13 protein-coding genes are annotated in these 16,281 nt (G+C 40.8%); 12 read left to right on the top strand and 1 reads right to left on the bottom strand.

Features of this window, described 5'->3' with window-relative positions; all coding sequences use genetic code 11:
- The first annotated feature begins 10 nt into the window (after positions 1–10).
- The 5 genes from EJP82_RS02145 to yunB all read left to right on the top strand — a co-directional run bounded on the left by EJP82_RS02145 (position 11) and on the right by yunB (position 7,696).
- The gene (locus tag EJP82_RS02145) at positions 11–802 is read left to right on the top strand and encodes a TrmH family RNA methyltransferase (RefSeq protein ID WP_127190349.1); all 792 of its coding nucleotides are present in this window, start codon (positions 11–13) and stop codon (positions 800–802) included.
- Positions 803–1,044: 242 nt separating this feature from the next.
- Positions 1,045–2,316: a MerR family transcriptional regulator gene (locus tag EJP82_RS02140; protein WP_127190348.1), complete on the top strand. Its 1,272-nt coding sequence runs from the start codon at positions 1,045–1,047 to the stop codon at positions 2,314–2,316.
- A 220-nt stretch (positions 2,317–2,536) separates the two neighbouring features.
- Entirely contained in the window at positions 2,537–4,348 is a 1,812-nt protein-coding gene (locus EJP82_RS02135; RefSeq protein ID WP_127190347.1) for an FAD-dependent oxidoreductase, read from the top strand.
- 239 nt (positions 4,349–4,587) lie between these two features.
- Positions 4,588–6,837 carry an ATP-dependent helicase gene (locus EJP82_RS02130; RefSeq protein ID WP_127190346.1) on the top strand — a complete coding sequence of 750 codons (2,250 nt, stop codon included), beginning with the start codon at positions 4,588–4,590 and terminating at the stop codon, positions 6,835–6,837.
- A 127-nt stretch (positions 6,838–6,964) separates the two neighbouring features.
- Positions 6,965–7,696 (top strand): sporulation protein YunB, encoded by a 732-nt coding sequence (gene yunB / locus EJP82_RS02125; protein WP_127190345.1) that lies wholly within the window; start codon positions 6,965–6,967, stop codon positions 7,694–7,696.
- A gap of 98 nt (positions 7,697–7,794) precedes the next feature.
- Here the strand turns inward: yunB and EJP82_RS02120 are convergent, their stop codons facing one another.
- A complete protein-coding gene (locus EJP82_RS02120) occupies positions 7,795–8,853 on the bottom strand; it encodes a M23 family metallopeptidase (RefSeq protein ID WP_127190344.1) in 1,059 nt (352 codons plus the stop codon).
- Between the two features lie 174 nt (positions 8,854–9,027).
- Between EJP82_RS02120 and lipA the strand changes: the two genes are divergently transcribed.
- The 7 genes from lipA to EJP82_RS02085 all read left to right on the top strand — a co-directional run bounded on the left by lipA (position 9,028) and on the right by EJP82_RS02085 (position 16,189).
- Complete coding sequence (gene lipA, locus EJP82_RS02115) at positions 9,028–9,927, top strand: lipoyl synthase (RefSeq protein ID WP_127190406.1); 900 nt, start codon at positions 9,028–9,030, stop codon at positions 9,925–9,927.
- A 21-nt stretch (positions 9,928–9,948) separates the two neighbouring features.
- On the top strand, positions 9,949–10,281 hold the full coding sequence (locus EJP82_RS02110; RefSeq protein ID WP_127190343.1) for a YutD family protein: 333 nt from the start codon (positions 9,949–9,951) through the stop codon (positions 10,279–10,281).
- Between the two features lie 879 nt (positions 10,282–11,160).
- A complete protein-coding gene (locus EJP82_RS02105) occupies positions 11,161–12,255 on the top strand; it encodes an aminoglycoside phosphotransferase family protein (RefSeq protein ID WP_127190342.1) in 1,095 nt (364 codons plus the stop codon).
- Positions 12,256–12,358: 103 nt separating this feature from the next.
- On the top strand, positions 12,359–13,639 hold the full coding sequence (locus EJP82_RS02100) for an aminoglycoside phosphotransferase family protein (RefSeq protein ID WP_127190341.1): 1,281 nt from the start codon (positions 12,359–12,361) through the stop codon (positions 13,637–13,639).
- Between the two features lie 23 nt (positions 13,640–13,662).
- Positions 13,663–15,381, top strand: coding sequence for an HAD-IIIC family phosphatase (locus tag EJP82_RS02095; protein ID WP_127190340.1), 1,719 nt, complete (start codon positions 13,663–13,665; stop codon positions 15,379–15,381).
- A complete protein-coding gene (locus EJP82_RS02090; RefSeq protein WP_127190339.1) occupies positions 15,378–15,611 on the top strand; it encodes a phosphopantetheine-binding protein in 234 nt (77 codons plus the stop codon). Before EJP82_RS02095 ends, EJP82_RS02090 begins: the two co-directional genes overlap by 4 nt.
- Positions 15,608–16,189, top strand: coding sequence for a GNAT family N-acetyltransferase (locus EJP82_RS02085; protein WP_127190338.1), 582 nt, complete (start codon positions 15,608–15,610; stop codon positions 16,187–16,189). The genes EJP82_RS02090 and EJP82_RS02085 overlap by 4 nt, the downstream gene beginning before the upstream one ends.
- The last annotated feature ends 92 nt before the right edge of the window (positions 16,190–16,281 follow it).

The following is a 16,281-nucleotide window of genomic DNA, read 5'->3' as shown; positions in this document are numbered from 1 at the left end:
GAACAGACTGATGCAAATATTGTCTCCGCAGAATGCCCGTGTTAAGGAATGGGCGGGGCTGTTAGAGAAGAAATATAGGGATAAGCATAATAAGTATTTGATTGAAGGTATCCATTTAGTACAAGAAGCGTTGAAAGCTAACGCCGATATTGAATGTATTTGTTATGAGATCGAGTCCGGAATTCCGAGTGAATTAAATGGAGTCGCATCCTCAAGTTTGGATGTGGAGTGGATTGGCGTGTCTGGGGCCGTGATTGCTAAATGCAGTGATGCGAAGACACCGCAACCTGTCTTTGCGATCCTTCGTAAGGTAGGGGGCTCTTTGTTGCCTTTACTTCAGAAGGAGAACAGCCTTGTTGTTGTATTAGATGGTATACAGGACCCAGGAAATGTGGGGACGATCATTCGCAGTGCAGACGCTGTTGGGGCGGATGGTGTTATCGTGGGTGCAGGTTGCGCCGATATTTATGGACCTAAGGTACTTCGTTCTACAATGGGCTCGCTGTTTCATTTGCCTGTCATTCACGGAAACCTGAGTGAAATTCTACCACAGGCCAAGGAACATGGTATTTCTCTTGCAGGCACGAGTCTGCAGGCGGCGCAGAGCTGCTACGCTTACGATTTTAAAGGGCCGGTATGGTTGTTGCTTGGCAGTGAGGCCAAGGGTCTGAGTAGTGAGGTTCGGGAGCTTATGGATGATGGGCTAATTATACCGATGCGTGGTCAGGCAGAATCACTCAATGTAGCGATGGCTGCTTCCATCTTGTTGTTCGAAGCGCAGCGGCAGCGTTATTTTAACTAAACAAACATTAAATCTGATAAAGTAATGCTATATTAGTCCCGATGTGTCAGAAGTCCTTGATACAGCGGGGCTTTTTTGAGTACTATGGAGTCAAATGTTTCCTCAACAAATGATTGCGCGGTATTTGAAGTTCAGGTACGATGGCAGTAAGAACCAGTGCGAATATATTTGTGATTATTTTCACAAAATCGTTCAGATCACTATATAAACTTTCACTTAGCACTATGAAGGAGTAATGCACAATGAAAATTGGTAAATTCTCTAAAAAACATAATATTACGCAGGACACCATTCGCCATTATATTGATATGGGGCTACTAGTTGCTGAAAAAGAGGGGTGTCAGTATAAGTTCAGTGAGGAAGATAGTCGTGATATCGAAAAAATATTTGCGCTAAAGCAAATAGATTTTTCTCTAACCGAAATTCAGGAAATACTATGTTTTAATCGATTGGAAGGTGATAAGTCAGATGCCTACAGACAATTTTACTTATCCTTATTGGAGAGAAAACAAGATCAAATCTTAAAGGAACAGCAAAAATTCAATGAGATCAACCTCCAGTTAAAAGATAGAATTAAATGCTTGAAAATGGATGGCATAAGTCAAAAGAAAAGCTTAGGATTTCCACTAGCCGCTTTAGGTCTCTTACAGTGTCCTGATTGCGAAAAAACATTGGACATTAGTGGTGGAACTGTAGAGAAAAATATGATACTAGAAGCCATTATTCAATGTGAATGCGGTTACATTGCAATTATAGAAAATGGGATTTACATAGATGAGAAAGCTGTGAGAAAAAAGATAATGCCTACGAAGAAAGACTTCTTCGAGTCAGCTTCACCTAACTATATCAATTTCTTATATAATGGAACCACTACCTTAATCGACTACATACAAACACATGGAAATGATCCTAAATATATGATGGAACTTGATAATTGTACAGGTAGATTTTTAATGCATTATATTGATAATTTACCTAAAAGTTGTACCTATATTCTCATTTGTCATGACAAGGAAAGACTAGCAAAGATGAAGAAAAATTTAGAGTTACAATATGAGCATAGTAACTTTATTTTTTTCTGCTGTGAAATAGATAAATTACCGATTACAAATTCCTCTATTGATATCATCATCGATCATGGGTTGAGCAAAAGGTATACAAAATCAGCAAATAAAGTTTTATTGGATGTAGTATCGCCCTTCATAAAACCTGAGGGTCTACTGACTGGAGTATATCCTCATATCGGTACTAAAAGTAAGGATTTTATAAACATCCCTTTAGAATTAAGAGACTATTTCAATATAAATAATATACTTGAGAAATTAGAGAGTTTAGAATTATCTCAGTTAGATGCTATAGACATTGGTCCGATCATCGAAAACAACCCATATATTGATATCAGGAATAAGGAACTATACCAGACTCTTTATGTTGGGAAGAAGAAGAGAAATTTCGAGGTTATTTCCTCAAGAGTTGAGCACGAGATGAAACACAAACAGAACATGATTTCCTAAATATAGATATAGCTTCCCCCATCTTCCCTGATTCATATAAAATCAATCCATTTAATTCATATCTTTGGATCCTATTGAAAACCTTGGGTTAACCCCATGGTTTTTGTTTTTCTACGCCTTTTTCACGTGCAATTTTTCACAAAGAATCCTTGACGTGGTGATAACCCGACAGTATAAGCTTAATTTATAAATAAGTTATATTCATCAAGGGGGAAAAGAAATGAAAATGAATTTGAAAAGGGTAGGATTTGTGCTATTAGGACTTGTATTGATTTTAAGCGTAGTTGGTTGTTCAAAATCCGCCTCAGATACGAACTCAAAACCTGATGCAACTGAGACTTCTGGTAAGTATAAAGCTGGAACTTACACAGCAACGGCTGCTGGAAACAATGGTGATGTAACCGTTGAAGTCGTGTTTGACGAAAATTCGATTGTTTCAGTGACTGTGAAGGGAAACAACGAAACTGAAGGTCTTAGTGATACACCATTCGAACGTATACCTCAGCAAATTGTTGAAGGACAGACGTTGGCTGTTGATGTTGTATCAGGTGCAACCAATTCATCGAAGGCGATCCTTGCTGCAGTTGAGGATTGTGTCAAGCAAGCAGGTGGAGATGTAGATGCCCTTAAGGTTGCTGCTACCACCGATGATAAGTCACAAGAAGCAACGGAACTTACAACTGATGTGGTTATCATTGGCGGCGGAGGAACAGGTCTTGCAGCTGCTGGATCAGCATTTGAAAATGGCGCTAAAGTTATTGTGCTAGAAAAGTTGGCAACGCTTGGTGGTTCTACGGGTCTATCTGGTGGCGGTATTTCTGCGACAGGTACTCGCTTCCAAAAGGAGTTGGGATTTGAGGATTCACCGGAGTCATGGATGGAGTTGTGGAAAGAACGTCAAAATACAAGTAATCCGGATAGTAAATATCCAGATTATGATCGCGTATTAACCTTTATGGATGATGCAGTAGATACAACACATTGGTTAGTTGATAATATGAATCATAAATATAAAAGTGTAGAAGGATATGGTGTGGATCCTGTAGCCCGCCTTCATTTTCCTGAAGCTGGTGGAGCTTCATTAATCGCAAATATGGAAAAAAGTCTTAAAGACAGAGGGATAGACATTCTTACAGAGACAAAAGCAACGGAATTAATCACGGATGATAAAGGTGATGTGATTGGTGTTGTGGCTGAGAATGCTGAAGGAAAACTGATAGTTCATGCCAAAAAAGTCATTATAGCTTCCGGAGGTTTTGCTCAGAGTAAGGAACTGATGGAGCGTTTCTTACCGCAATTCGTTGAGGATATAGGCATCAGTGCAGCTGCAGCAGGCAGTACAGGTGATGGGATTGTCATGGCAGAGAAATTAGGTGCAGCGTTATATGAAGATCCATGGGTTATTGGTTTAGGTATGGGAAGTCTTATTCCTGAATTACGTGGTATTGAATGGGATACAACTAAAGTATTAGTGAATGAAAAAGGCGAACGCTTTATGAATGAAAATAGTCACTATGCGATTGTAACTAATAAAGTTGTTCTTAACGAACAAGTGTGGATGGTTATAGATTCAAGCGAAGCAAATGCGAAATTGATTAGCTCTATTGAAGGACAACTTCCAAATGCTGAAATCGCTGTGGGAAATACAATTGAAGAGTTAGCTACTGCTATGCAAGTACCACAAGATGTACTTGTAAAAACAATGGATACTTTCAATGCGGGAGTAGCCTCAGGGAAAGATGTGTTTGAGAAAGAAGCAAAAACGCTTGTATCCGTAGACAAAGGACCGTTCTATGCCTTTAAGTACTATCCTAAGACAATGGGTACCTTTGGTGGAGTGAAGGTTGACGAAGATTATCGCGTTGTAAAAGAAGACGGATCCATTATTAACAATCTTTACGCAGGTGGAGAAGCAGCAAATCGTTATCTTTACAACCAAGTCTATATGTCAGGTAGCGCTGTTCAATATGCATTAACTAGCGGTCGCCTGAGTGGAGAACACGCTGCAAAAGCAGTTGCAGAAGGCAAATAATTAATTTTCTTGACGATAGTAATCATTAAACAATAGAGAAAAGACAAAGAACATTCATTTAGCACATGGCTAATTGGATGTTTTTTGTCTTTTTTATATGCATATGGGACAAATATTTCCCAATTAAGCTGATCTTCTTAGTAATAATGTCTACCATGATATAAAATAGAGAATGCGGCTATTTTTTTATTAACGAATAACTAAAATTACTAGGGATGAAATAGAGAGGGCATGGCGGTATGAAGACAGCAGAAAATTATTTTGTCCGAAAGAAGCAGGAAATCGGTGTTGATCTGAATGAAATTCAACAGCGTGCGGTTTTGCAGACAGAAGGGCCAGTGCTTCTCTTGGCATCACCAGGTTCAGGGAAGACGACAACGATCATTATGCGGATTGGTTACCTTATGGAAGAGAAGGGAGTCAACGCTTCACGTATTAAGGCGGTTACTTTCAGTCGGGCATCAGCAAATGATATGAAAGAAAGATTTAAACATTTCTTTCCTGATCTTCCACCTGTTGATTTCTCAACGATTCACAGCCTTGCGTTCGAAGTAGTTAGAGAGCATTTCTGGAAAACGCGGACTCCTTATCAAATTATTGATGGGAATGTAGAAATAGATGAGCAGGAAATGGATATTGAAGATCATAATCTGCCCTTGCATAAGAAGATTATTTTACGGGACTTGTTCAAAAGCATCAAAGGTGAAAATATTACGGACGATCAGATGGATGAGCTAACGACTTATATTAGTTTTATTAAGAATAAAATGGTTCCTGAAGATCAGTGGTCGTTGGTTACATGTGATGTGCCAGAGGCTGCTCGGATTCTAAGAGAGTATGAGACATTCAAGAAATCTGGTCATAGTAAGTTGTTACTAGATTTCGACGATATGCTGACAATAGGCAATGATGTGTTGGGACGGGACCGCGAACTCCTGCGGAAATATCAGCAGAGATACGATTATGTAATGACTGATGAAAGCCAAGATACATCCATGGTACAACATGAAATGATCGAAAAACTGGCCCAAGGTCATGGGAACCTGTGCGTAGTAGCAGATGATGACCAATCGATTTACAGTTGGAGAGGGGCAGAGCCATCCTATCTGCTGAATTTCAAGCAGGTATACCCGAACGGGGTTATTTTGTTCATGGAGCAAAATTATCGTTCTACTAAGAATATCGTCGATGTGTCCAATCAGTTTATTAAGAAAAATAAGAATCGTTATATGAAGAACATGTTTACTCAGAATGCTGAATATAAACCTGTTTCGATCGTTAAATTTGATCATTATGAGACGCAGAGTAAGTATTTAGTGGAGGAGATCAGGAAGCTCGAAGATTTAAGTGAGGTAGCAGTCCTATTTAGAAATAATTCTTCTTCTATTAACCTAATGAATCAATTTGATCGAGCTGGAATTCCTTTTTACATGCGGGACTCGGACAATCGCTTCTTCTCACATTGGGTAGTTGAAGATATTCTGAACTTTATGCGGATGACATTTACGGATAAACGAACTGATATTTTGGAGAAAATCCATACAAAGCTTAACGGATATATTACCAAAGTTCAGATGTCAATTTTGAAGGATATCGATAACAATGAATCTGTGTTTGATAATTTGTTGAACTACGTCCCGCTGCAGGATTATCAGATCAAACAGATTGAGCAATGCAAAGAGACATTTCAGCAGTTGCAAGGAACACCACCACTTGTGGTCATTCGAACCATCCGGACGAAGCTTGGTTATGAAAAGGCACTCGAGAAAATGTGTGAACGTCTCGGTTTTCGTAAGGAATACTTGATAGGTATTCTGAACACATTAGAGGAAATCGCAGATACCTTGGAATCAATGGAGGAATTCGCCAAGCGGTTGCAGCATTTGGAGCGAGCTCTGAAAAACTCTAAAGCAAAGAAGGGACAGAATGCAGTAACTTTCTCAACCTTTCACAGCGCCAAAGGATTGGAGTTCAAGCGAGTATATATGATCGATTTGATCAACGGCATCATCCCATCTTCTGAGGATCTGAAACGTGGGAGTCGTGATCGAAATACCGAACTTATGGAAGAAGCCGCGCGGTTATTCTATGTCGGAATGACACGGGCCAAGAGTGAATTGGAGTTGCTTCTGTACGGTGCAAGGGATGGAGAGAAGGTGACGGAATCAACATTTGTATCCGAGGTTAGGGCTATTCTAGATCCTCCTAAGCTTGTTCAGAAGAGTACTGTTACTCCTCAGCAAGGAAGTAGCAGTAGTTCGATTCACTCACCCGTTCGCTCATATAATCCGAGAGCAATCAGGTCAAGGTCGCAATTAGCACAAGGCTTGCAAGTGAAACACCAGGTATTTGGAGCAGGAAGAGTGATGGATATGGGGAGCGATATTATAGAAATCCAATTTACATCTGTAACAAAACGGCTATCGTTGCAGGCCTGTCTGGATGTGGGATTACTAGAACCCATACCTCTCGAAGAACTGTCTCTATAAATACGTGACCCAAATATAACTTTTTGAACAACCTCTTTATGTTGTATTTCTGTATGTCCTTCTTTTTCCCACCTGTCCCGCATAACTTGTATAGAAGTTTGACCGCTGCCGTCGGGGGGGTTGAAATATGCGGATAAGACGTGGGTGGCATAGTCGAAGAAGAAGAAAGCCAAGAAGTAGGCGGAAAATTTGGATTGTCTTTGCGATCATCACTATGTTCGTATTCGTACAGTTCTTCCTGTATATTGAACGGAATATGAAAGCACCGATTATGCACTTGGCTCAAATTAGGGTTAAGCAAATTGCTACGGAGTCCATAAACGAGGCGATTACGGCTCAAGTAGCGAATAAGGCAGGGATTGATGATCTGATTGATTGGAGGACAGATCAGGCCGGCAAAATCACCGGGTTTATGCTAAATTATTCAGCACATATGCAGATAACTTCAGATACGATTAAGACGGTTCGATCGACTTTGGACCAAGTGTCGAGATTATCAGAGCATATTCCGCTGGGGCAAGCATTAGGGAGTCCTATTATAGCCTCTTTCGGCCCGAGTATTCCAATCAAGATCGAACCTAAAGGGGAAGTCAAGGTAGATCTGGATACAAGGAGACAGGACGTAGGTATTAATAATGTTCTAGTAGAGGTATTCTTACGCGTAAAGACGGAGCTGTCAGTCGTTGTACCGTTCGATATGGGGCCACAATCGGTAGAGACGGAAATCCCTATATCTTATTTACTAGTTGTTGGGGACGTTCCAACGTATTACTACGATAACAAAGGAAATCCAGTAGGAGATAATGGGGCTAATGCCCCCACGATCTCACTACCAGCCCAAGAGACGGAAGCACATTAGAAATAGTTCAAACATGACAACAAAAAAGGGCAACTCCAATTAAACTGTACCCTATCGAGAGACTTTTTTAAGTGTTTACTCGATAGGGTACAGTTTAGTCAGGAGGTTGCCTTTTTTGTGTTATTCCGTTCAAGATTTTCCCATCTTTTCAGAAGAGGATAAGGATCAAATGCCCATTCGGTCACACCGGTATCCTGATAGATCCCATAGTGTAGATGAGGGGGGAATTTACCTTGAGTTCCTGGAGGACCATATCCACTGCTTCCCACCCAGCCGATGGTTTGACCAGGTTGTACGACATCTCCGATCTCGATCTTCTTCTCGTAACCGTGTAAGTGAGCGAAATAATGGTATCGATTATTTAAATCTCGTATGCCTATCCTCCAACCTCCGTAAGGGTTCCACCCTTTTGTCTCCACAATACCATAGCAGACACTCCGGACAGGCACTCCACTAGGAGCAAATAAGTCAGTGCCTTCATGGATTCTGAGGCCTCCCCAGCCACGGCGAGCCCCCCAAGTGTCACGGTAGGTATAGATACTATTAACGGGTAGCGGAAAGGCACTACCTGATAAATCAACTTTGTTGTATGTCTTGTATATTTTGGTGAATTGGCGAATCCGTACTACAGCAGAGTCGTTCTGGTAATAACGCCATAACGCGATTCGAAGATCCTCATCCTTTAGACCCAATCGGAGCAAATGCGTGGCCATGCTATATAAGGAGTCCCGGTCATTTGCAGGGTCAGCGGTTCCGTCTCCTGTAGCGTCTTTGCCAATTCCACCGAACATCGCAATCGTTGCAGGATTTGTGTCTTCCAGATTGGGATTGAAGGGACCAGCCCAAAAGGTTTCTTTGAAACGGAGGCTGACTAATCCACTGTTATCTTTTTTGATTCCTTTCCGCGAAGTGATGGAACGCTCATATTGATCGATCGCAGCGAGCCAATACCAAGGAATATCTGTCAGTAACTCAATTTCCTCATATAAACTACGCCTTTGATCATAGACGCTCTGTCCAGTCGACGAGTGTGGCTTGTCCGGTGCTTCGGCGACAACAGTTCCAAAGCCTGGTGCACTCCAGAATGAGGTCAGAATGATTATACAGAATAGGCTGATGGTGATTCTGCGACTGCCAGATAATACTTGTGACTGCAAGGCGAATCCTCCTTTGGATACAGATCGGCGCTCGCTCGCGGGAGCAAACAACGTCTCTTTAGAGTTAGACAAAGTATGTGTTTTTATTCCAATATGACAAGGAGGTTTTTCCAGGGCATTCGTGGTATAATAAATTTCGCTACAGCCTATTCCATTAGAAGGAAGGTTTCTGCTCTGTCCAAATCTGTTAAAGAACCCAAACCGGATTGGATTCGAATCAAATTAACTACTGGAGAAAATTACGAAGATATCAAAAATATGATGCGTTCCAAAACACTTCATACGGTGTGTGAAGAAGCTCGTTGTCCTAACATTTATGAATGTTGGGCCAATCGGACAGCTACGTTCATGATTTTGGGAGATATTTGCACCCGGGCTTGCCGCTTTTGTGCAGTAAATACGGGCATGCCAACCGAACTCGACCTTGGAGAACCGGAACGAGTAGCAGAAGCCACTGAAAATATGAATTTACGTCACTGTGTCGTAACTAGCGTAGCCCGCGATGATTTGAAGGATGGCGGTGCTACCATTTTTGCGGAAACGATAAAGGCTATTCGGGCCAGAACTCCTCTATGTAGTGTTGAAGTGCTGATCCCAGATTTCCTAGGAGATGCTGATTCACTGCAAATTGTGATGGATGCGAAACCTGATATTTTGAACCACAATATCGAAACGGTGGAAAGAATGTCAGATCGTGTACGTGCTAAGGCTAAATATCGTCGTTCCTTGGAACTGTTGCAACGTGCGAAGTCTATGCAACCTGAGATTCCAACTAAATCTAGCATTATGCTTGGTGTGGGCGAGGAATGGGATGAAATTTTGCAGGCGATGGACGACTTACGTGCGGTAAATTGCGATATTTTAACAATCGGCCAATATTTGCAGCCATCTCCAAGTCATCTACGTGTAGAGAAATATTATCCACCTGAACTGTTCGCTGAGTTGAAAGTGGAAGGGATGAAACGAGGTTTTAGCCACGTTGAATCTGGACCACTCGTTCGCAGTTCTTATCATGCGCATGATCAGGTCAAGTCAGCAAAGGGTAATAAAGAAGGCGTTCAAACGTTATCTTAAACGGTAAAGGAGGAGTAAGACTTGATACAGATCAATGGAAGAACTTATGAGCTTATACAGAATTACAAGGAAGCATGGGATCAAGAGGCATTTATGCAGAGATACAGTGAAGTGCTGGATCGATATGATTACATCATCGGAGATTGGGGTTACGAGAAGTTACGGCTCAAAGGTTTTCTGCGTGACAATCACCCTAAGGTGAACCGGGACACGGCCTTCTCGGGGATCACGGATTATATTAATGAATATTGCAACTTTGGCTGTGCCTATTTTGTTCTTCAGAAATCCAAGGAGAACATTAAAGAAACTCCCACTCCGGAGTCTCAAGAAGAAGAAAAAACGGTTTCCGTATAATAAAATGCATCTCATAGAATAGACATTGGAAAAACCCTTGGGTAAATTCGATGTAATTCTAGGAGGTGCTTTTTTTTATACCGGCAAAGAATGATTAGAAGTTTAAGTATTATCTGAGTCTATTAAAATAGATGGGGAATAATAAACCTTCAGGTGTACTTCAAAAAGTGTGCTTGGAGGTTTGTTGTGGTTTTCCATATTTAACTAGAAAACTTATATTAGTAGGTTCATTACGGATTAAAAGTCAGAAATATACCAATCTATTAGTAGATTAACACAGATAAGATGTTATTGAGAGATTCCATAGGATATATTAATCCAAATGAAAGGGAGCAGATGGATTTCAACAGAGATTTAAATTTTCAAGTTTCAATGCCAATGCAATGAAAAGGTACGCAAGCAGTACAAAATACTAATAAGAGAGAAGGAAACAAACATGTGTGATCATCATAAGAAATATAGAAAAGCTAAAAGGGAAATCGTAAACTTAAACAAGAAATAAAAGTTTTAAATAAACTCATTAGTAAAATTGATGTCCATGTCAATGTCTTTAATAAAGCAGACGCCAAAGGCGGCGGCGGCGGTAATAATTAGGGATAGCGCTCTTTATGGTAGAGTTCTTAGCTAACTAACTTCATATTGTCAAACAAAAAGGCATTCAGTTCATCTGACTGCCTTTTTGTGATATAGCAATTGATAGGAAGACGTCAGATAGTCTTGCAATTTGTTATCGAGTATATCCAGTATGAATTAACATAACGTAACTGAATTCTTTTAATTAGATTAGGAATGAATACTTGCCACGGTTGGACGAATGGATATTACATATGACTATTTTTGGCATAGAATAGTGCAACGGTGAGAAAGGAGTGAGGACTAATGAGCCGAAGCACAATAAAGGAAATAAATAAAAGATTAATTCGCAGGCAGTGGCGTAAGATGCCTGTTGCGGATTCATTCAAGCCTTTTTATAAAGCTAAAGTAACGTTAAATCATCGAAAGATGGAGTGTTTAAAGGACTCTTACAAAAGTAGTATATGGAAGTTAGAAATCAAAGCAAATGAAAAAAGTGTTCCTATCATACTAAAAATTTCTAAGCAGTTAAGTAAAAAACGGCCAGAAAGCGAAATTGAAAAAAATATATATCGGAAAGCCCCAAAAGTGCTGCAACCGTTTATGCCGGAAATTTATGTAACAAAAAGAAATGTTAATGGTCATGATTTATGGGCTTTTATGGAATATATTAAACCGGTAAAAGGACAGGTGAAATATACCCCGGATCACTTTTCAAACATTATTCCTACGTTGGCGAAGCTTCATGCTTCAACCATGGGTAGACAATTTACTCAGCATGAGCACATATTCGCAGGTTGGTTGCCTCGATTTGATTCCAAAGAAATGATCCAAGAAAGAATCCAAATAAATAAACAAACGATTGTTTATCTCGATCAAGCGATGACAGTTCCTACGCTCAAGGTATTGTTGAAACCGTATTACTCTCTCCTACAGAAGTTGTTGAATCAAGGTCCGGAATATTTCCCAGAGGTGAGTAAAGCAGGTATGAGTATCATTCACGGAGACCTGCACACAGCAAACATGGCTTGCCATAATGTGATGGAGAAAGAGTGGAAACTCAAATTTATCGACTGGGAAGGTGCGAAGTTTGCTCCATGTTGGTTTGATCTCGTAAATTTGATCGGTGTTTTTTTGGCGTACCGGAGAGAGTGGAAAGACGAAGAAGAGGAAATCACCCGCCGATCTGCTCGATTGTATGCCAATGAGATGAGAAAGAACGGTGTTGTCTTTAAAACGGATCCAATGAAATTATATCAGATGGCGTATCTGAAACGTATATTGGAAAAAAGCTTATATTTACAATTGAATTGGGCTGTAACTGGCAAAAAAGAAGCGAAACTGCTGCCGGTACTTTTAGAGAAAATTAAAGTTATGGGGAAGCAATTGGGATTGTATTAGTCATCAGTTTGCCTGCATTCGTGAAAAGTTTCTTGTTCGGTATGTCACGAATGCAGGTTCCTTCATAAGATACAGAGAGTATCTGGAATGGGGGATAACGAATATGAATAGATCAAAAGATTCTGGCGGTTATGACAAAGGACGTTTGGATGGATTCAACAGGGGAAAACAGGATGGTTACAACAAAGGGCGTGAGGATGCGCGGGGAACAATGACTAGTCCTCTTAATCCGCAAAACTCACAAACTCCACAAACTCCACAAACTTCACAAGCACCACAAACTCCACAAACTTCACAAGCACCGGAAGATCCGCAAAATACACCTCTTAACGAGGTTAGTTTGAAATGGCGGGAGTTCCATTGTGCCGACAAGATTTCGGGACATTTTGGTCATCCCGTTACGTTAAATGATGGTGCCATGGAGTGTTTGAAAGATACCGTAAAAAGCACGATTTGGAGACTTGAAATTACAGCAAACCAACAATCTTACCCGATGATTCTGAAGATTTTCAAAGCTCCGGTTGCCAATCAAGATTTGATTGAGTTAAATATGTACCGAAAAGCAAGCGGGATTCTACCTGACCTCATGCCACTCATCTATTCGATTGAAGAGGGAATAAGTGGCGGGGATATCTGGGTGTTTATGGAATTCGTTCAGCAATTAAAAGGCCAAGTCAACTTTACACCTGATCATTTCGACAAGATTATACCAGCCCTAGCTAAACTACATGCACAAACACATAATGAGCGCTTCCTTCAGCACTGGGATGTATTCGCCGACTGGTTGCCTCGTTATCATTCTGAATCTTCAACAGCTGAACGTCAAAAGAACATTAAGGAAACACTTCAATATTTGGATAAAGCAATGGACCGTCCTGATTTGAAGATCAGACTGGATTCCAGCTACTACAGACTGCAAATTATTTTACACAAAGGACCGGACTTTTTTCCTGAGCTTCTCCAAGCAGGAAAAAGTATTATTCATAACGATCTGCAGTCACCGAATATCGGCTGCAATAATGTCGTGGACGCAAATTGGAATATAAAATTTATCGATTGGGAAGGCGCTCGGTTCGCTCCTTGCTGGTTTGATATGTTTAATTTGTTGGGCGTGTTTTTCGCTTATCGAAAAGACTGGAGAAGTGAAGAGGATGCAGTGATTCACCGCTGTGCCCATCTGTATGCCGCAGAGATGGTTAAATACGGTATTAACTTTCAAGAAGATCCTGTCAAGTTGTACAAAATGGCTTACTTACAACGCGTATTGGAGCGGAGCTTATATCTGCAACTTCAATGGGCAACGGAGGGGCAGAAGCAGGCTTTCTTATTGGAAGGTTATTTAGAAAAAATCGAGGTATGGGGCAAGGAACTAGGTCTATATTAAGTCACCTTGAAAGGATGGGTAAAATGAGCACCATTCTAACCTATCTTGATTCGGTTGATGGGCTCCTCGGTTCACTTCTGACAAGAGAACGAATTATGAGGAGTAAGAAGCTTCCTATCCATCGAACCTTCAAGGTCAGAGTCGACAGAACGATGCCCTTTGAATTCATCGGAAACCTGACACCTCCTTTTTGCGGTTTATGGGGAGCAGAGGTAGGGTTCGATTATTCTGATTATGATGTGGCGTTATCTCATCTTGGCGGAGATCTTCAGGCAGATATTCAAATCATCTGGTTAGATTGGCGTATATACCATAAATCGATAACGCCTCAGGAAGCTGCAAATTGGCTGATGGGGCGTATTGAGCAATTACGCGAGGGGATGGACACAACAATTTGGGTGAATAATTGGCCCGAACCTCAGGATGAAGAGAACATTATATTCAGTTTACGTGCATCCGATCGTGGGTGGACACGTAGGCTAAATGTTTGCCTTGCTGATCTTATCGAGAACACAACAGGGTGTGAATTAATCGATTTAGCAGGACTTGCTCATGAACGGACAGGTTTCTTTTTTGATGACAGAAATGAGCAAATAAGTAATTATCCTTTTTCCGATCAGGCGACATTAAAGATTGCCCGCCATCTGGGGGTTCATTTGTTTCCAGCAGTTTTTATGCCTCGGTTAAAAGCAATTGCCCTAGATCTTGACGATACGCTCTACAGCGGGGTTCTTGGGGAAGAAGGTAGTTATGGAGTGAAGTTATCGGAAGGTCATTGTGCTTTGCAAAAACTGCTGTTAAGGCTTAAGCACTCCGGAATCCTATTAACGATATGCAGCCGGAATGAAGAAGAGGATGTAAAGGCGCTATTTGAAAGTAGAGCTGATTTTCCGATAAAATGGGCTGATTTCGCAGCGATTTGTGCAAATTGGCAACCAAAAGCTGAAAATATAAATCATTTGGCACAGCAACTGAACATCGATCCTTCGGCCTTTTTGTTTATCGATGATAATTCGGCAGAATTGCTTAAGATGGCATCTGCACAACCTAATGTTCAATTGCTTCGCGCAGATCAGAACGGTAGAGAGACGATGAGCAAAATAAGTTACTATCCAGGGCTCTATCAACTTCATCCAGACGGTGAAGCTTCTTCAAGAACGTACGATATACAGGCCAATCAAAAACGTGAAAAACTTAAAATTTCAGCCTCCAGCTTCAATAGCTATTTGGATAGCTTAGGGATGGTTATATCCATTTACGAGAACGAGCCTTCACATGCTGGGAGACTATACGGTTTAAGCCACAAAACAAATCAATTTAATTTGGCTCTTCGGCGTATGACGGAAATCGAGATTAAGGAAATTATGATTACTGCAAAGGCCAATTATTTGACAATCACGATATCGTTATCGGATCTCTTATCCGAAAGTGGAATCATTGGAGCTTTTGTATGTCATATAGAAGGGCGAAATGCACGATTAATCGAAACACTTGTCAGCTGCAGGGCGCTGGGACGCGAAGTTGAGACGGTTTCGTTTGCTTACCTATTGGAAAAATTAATCAGTCTAGAGGTAGATAATCTAAGCATTGATGTGACAGAGGGACCTAGAAACAATCCCGCATTTGACTGGTTGAAACGCTTTGTGCCGGGTAATCTTGACAATCTATGCCTCACCAAACTACTACTCGATGTCAAAGGAGCATGTTTGAATCATCCTGCAAGGGTGGAGGTGATCAAATGAATGATGAACTTCGTAAGCATATCGCCTCAATTTTATCCGAGGTTTTGAACATCGGAATTTCCCCGACTGATAATTTATGGAGAAGCCAAATAGCTAATTGGGATTCCTTGAATCACTTGGAACTAATTTTCCTGTTGGAAGAAGAATTTAAAATCCGTTTTACTATCAAGGAAGTAGCAGAAATCCAAAATGTAGATGATCTTGTTAAGATCATAGGAGTGAAAATGTGAAACATAACATTACCGTTGAACGTTTCGGGATTCGATTGAGACCGATTACGATGGACGATGCAGATTTCATATATCAAATCAGAAGAAACAAGGAGTTATCCCAATATATCGGGGAAATCGATTCCCAATTTTCGGTTCATCTGACTTGGTTGGAACAGTATTTTCAACGTGAAGGTGATTATTACTTTTGTATTGAACTGCTTTCGGGGAAACCTGTCGGAACAATTGCAGTTTATGATATTGCGAATCAAGCTGGGAATTGGGGACGGTGGATTATTTCTCCGTCGATTCCGGCCGCACCTGCCAGCGCATGGCTTATTTTTCATGTTGCATTTGATATTTTAGGCTTATCCCAAGTCTATTCCAATACGGTTATTGATAATGCAAGTGTCGTCTCCTTTCACGATAACTGCGGAATATCACGAACTAGAATGGAGCCGAATGGTCTGCGCATCAAAGGAGTGTCCTATGATCTGATCATTCATACCGCACCGAAGGAGAACTGGCCTTCTATTCAAAAGAAGCTCGAGAGGTCAGCAGCATTGGCAGAACGACTGCTACAGGAAGACGGGGAATGAACACCAAGAGGATGTTAAGTTGCATTCTTATGATCAACCTAATTTATTGTAATTGATAAAACCGCCGTTTCTCCACAAAGTTAGGACTCATA

This window comes from Paenibacillus anaericanus, assembly GCF_003994475.1.
Classification (GTDB): domain Bacteria; phylum Bacillota; class Bacilli; order Paenibacillales; family Paenibacillaceae; genus Fontibacillus; species Fontibacillus anaericanus.
This window is presented reverse-complemented; position numbering and strand designations above follow the sequence as displayed.

Excerpts from the sequence above, each read along its gene's own strand:
- EJP82_RS02105 (WP_127190342.1), top strand. The coding sequence starts at position 11,161 with ATGAGCCGAAGCACAATAAAGGAAATAAATAAAAGATTAATTCGCAGG.
- EJP82_RS02130 (WP_127190346.1), top strand. The coding sequence starts at position 4,588 with ATGAAGACAGCAGAAAATTATTTTGTCCGAAAGAAGCAGGAAATCGGT.
- EJP82_RS02090 (WP_127190339.1), top strand. The coding sequence starts at position 15,378 with ATGAATGATGAACTTCGTAAGCATATCGCCTCAATTTTATCCGAGGTT.
- yunB (WP_127190345.1), top strand. The coding sequence starts at position 6,965 with ATGCGGATAAGACGTGGGTGGCATAGTCGAAGAAGAAGAAAGCCAAGA.
- EJP82_RS02135 (WP_127190347.1), top strand. The coding sequence starts at position 2,537 with ATGAAAATGAATTTGAAAAGGGTAGGATTTGTGCTATTAGGACTTGTA.
- EJP82_RS02140 (WP_127190348.1), top strand. The coding sequence starts at position 1,045 with ATGAAAATTGGTAAATTCTCTAAAAAACATAATATTACGCAGGACACC.
- EJP82_RS02145 (WP_127190349.1), top strand. The coding sequence starts at position 11 with ATGCAAATATTGTCTCCGCAGAATGCCCGTGTTAAGGAATGGGCGGGG.
- EJP82_RS02095 (WP_127190340.1), top strand. The coding sequence starts at position 13,663 with ATGAGCACCATTCTAACCTATCTTGATTCGGTTGATGGGCTCCTCGGT.
- EJP82_RS02100 (WP_127190341.1), top strand. The coding sequence starts at position 12,359 with ATGAATAGATCAAAAGATTCTGGCGGTTATGACAAAGGACGTTTGGAT.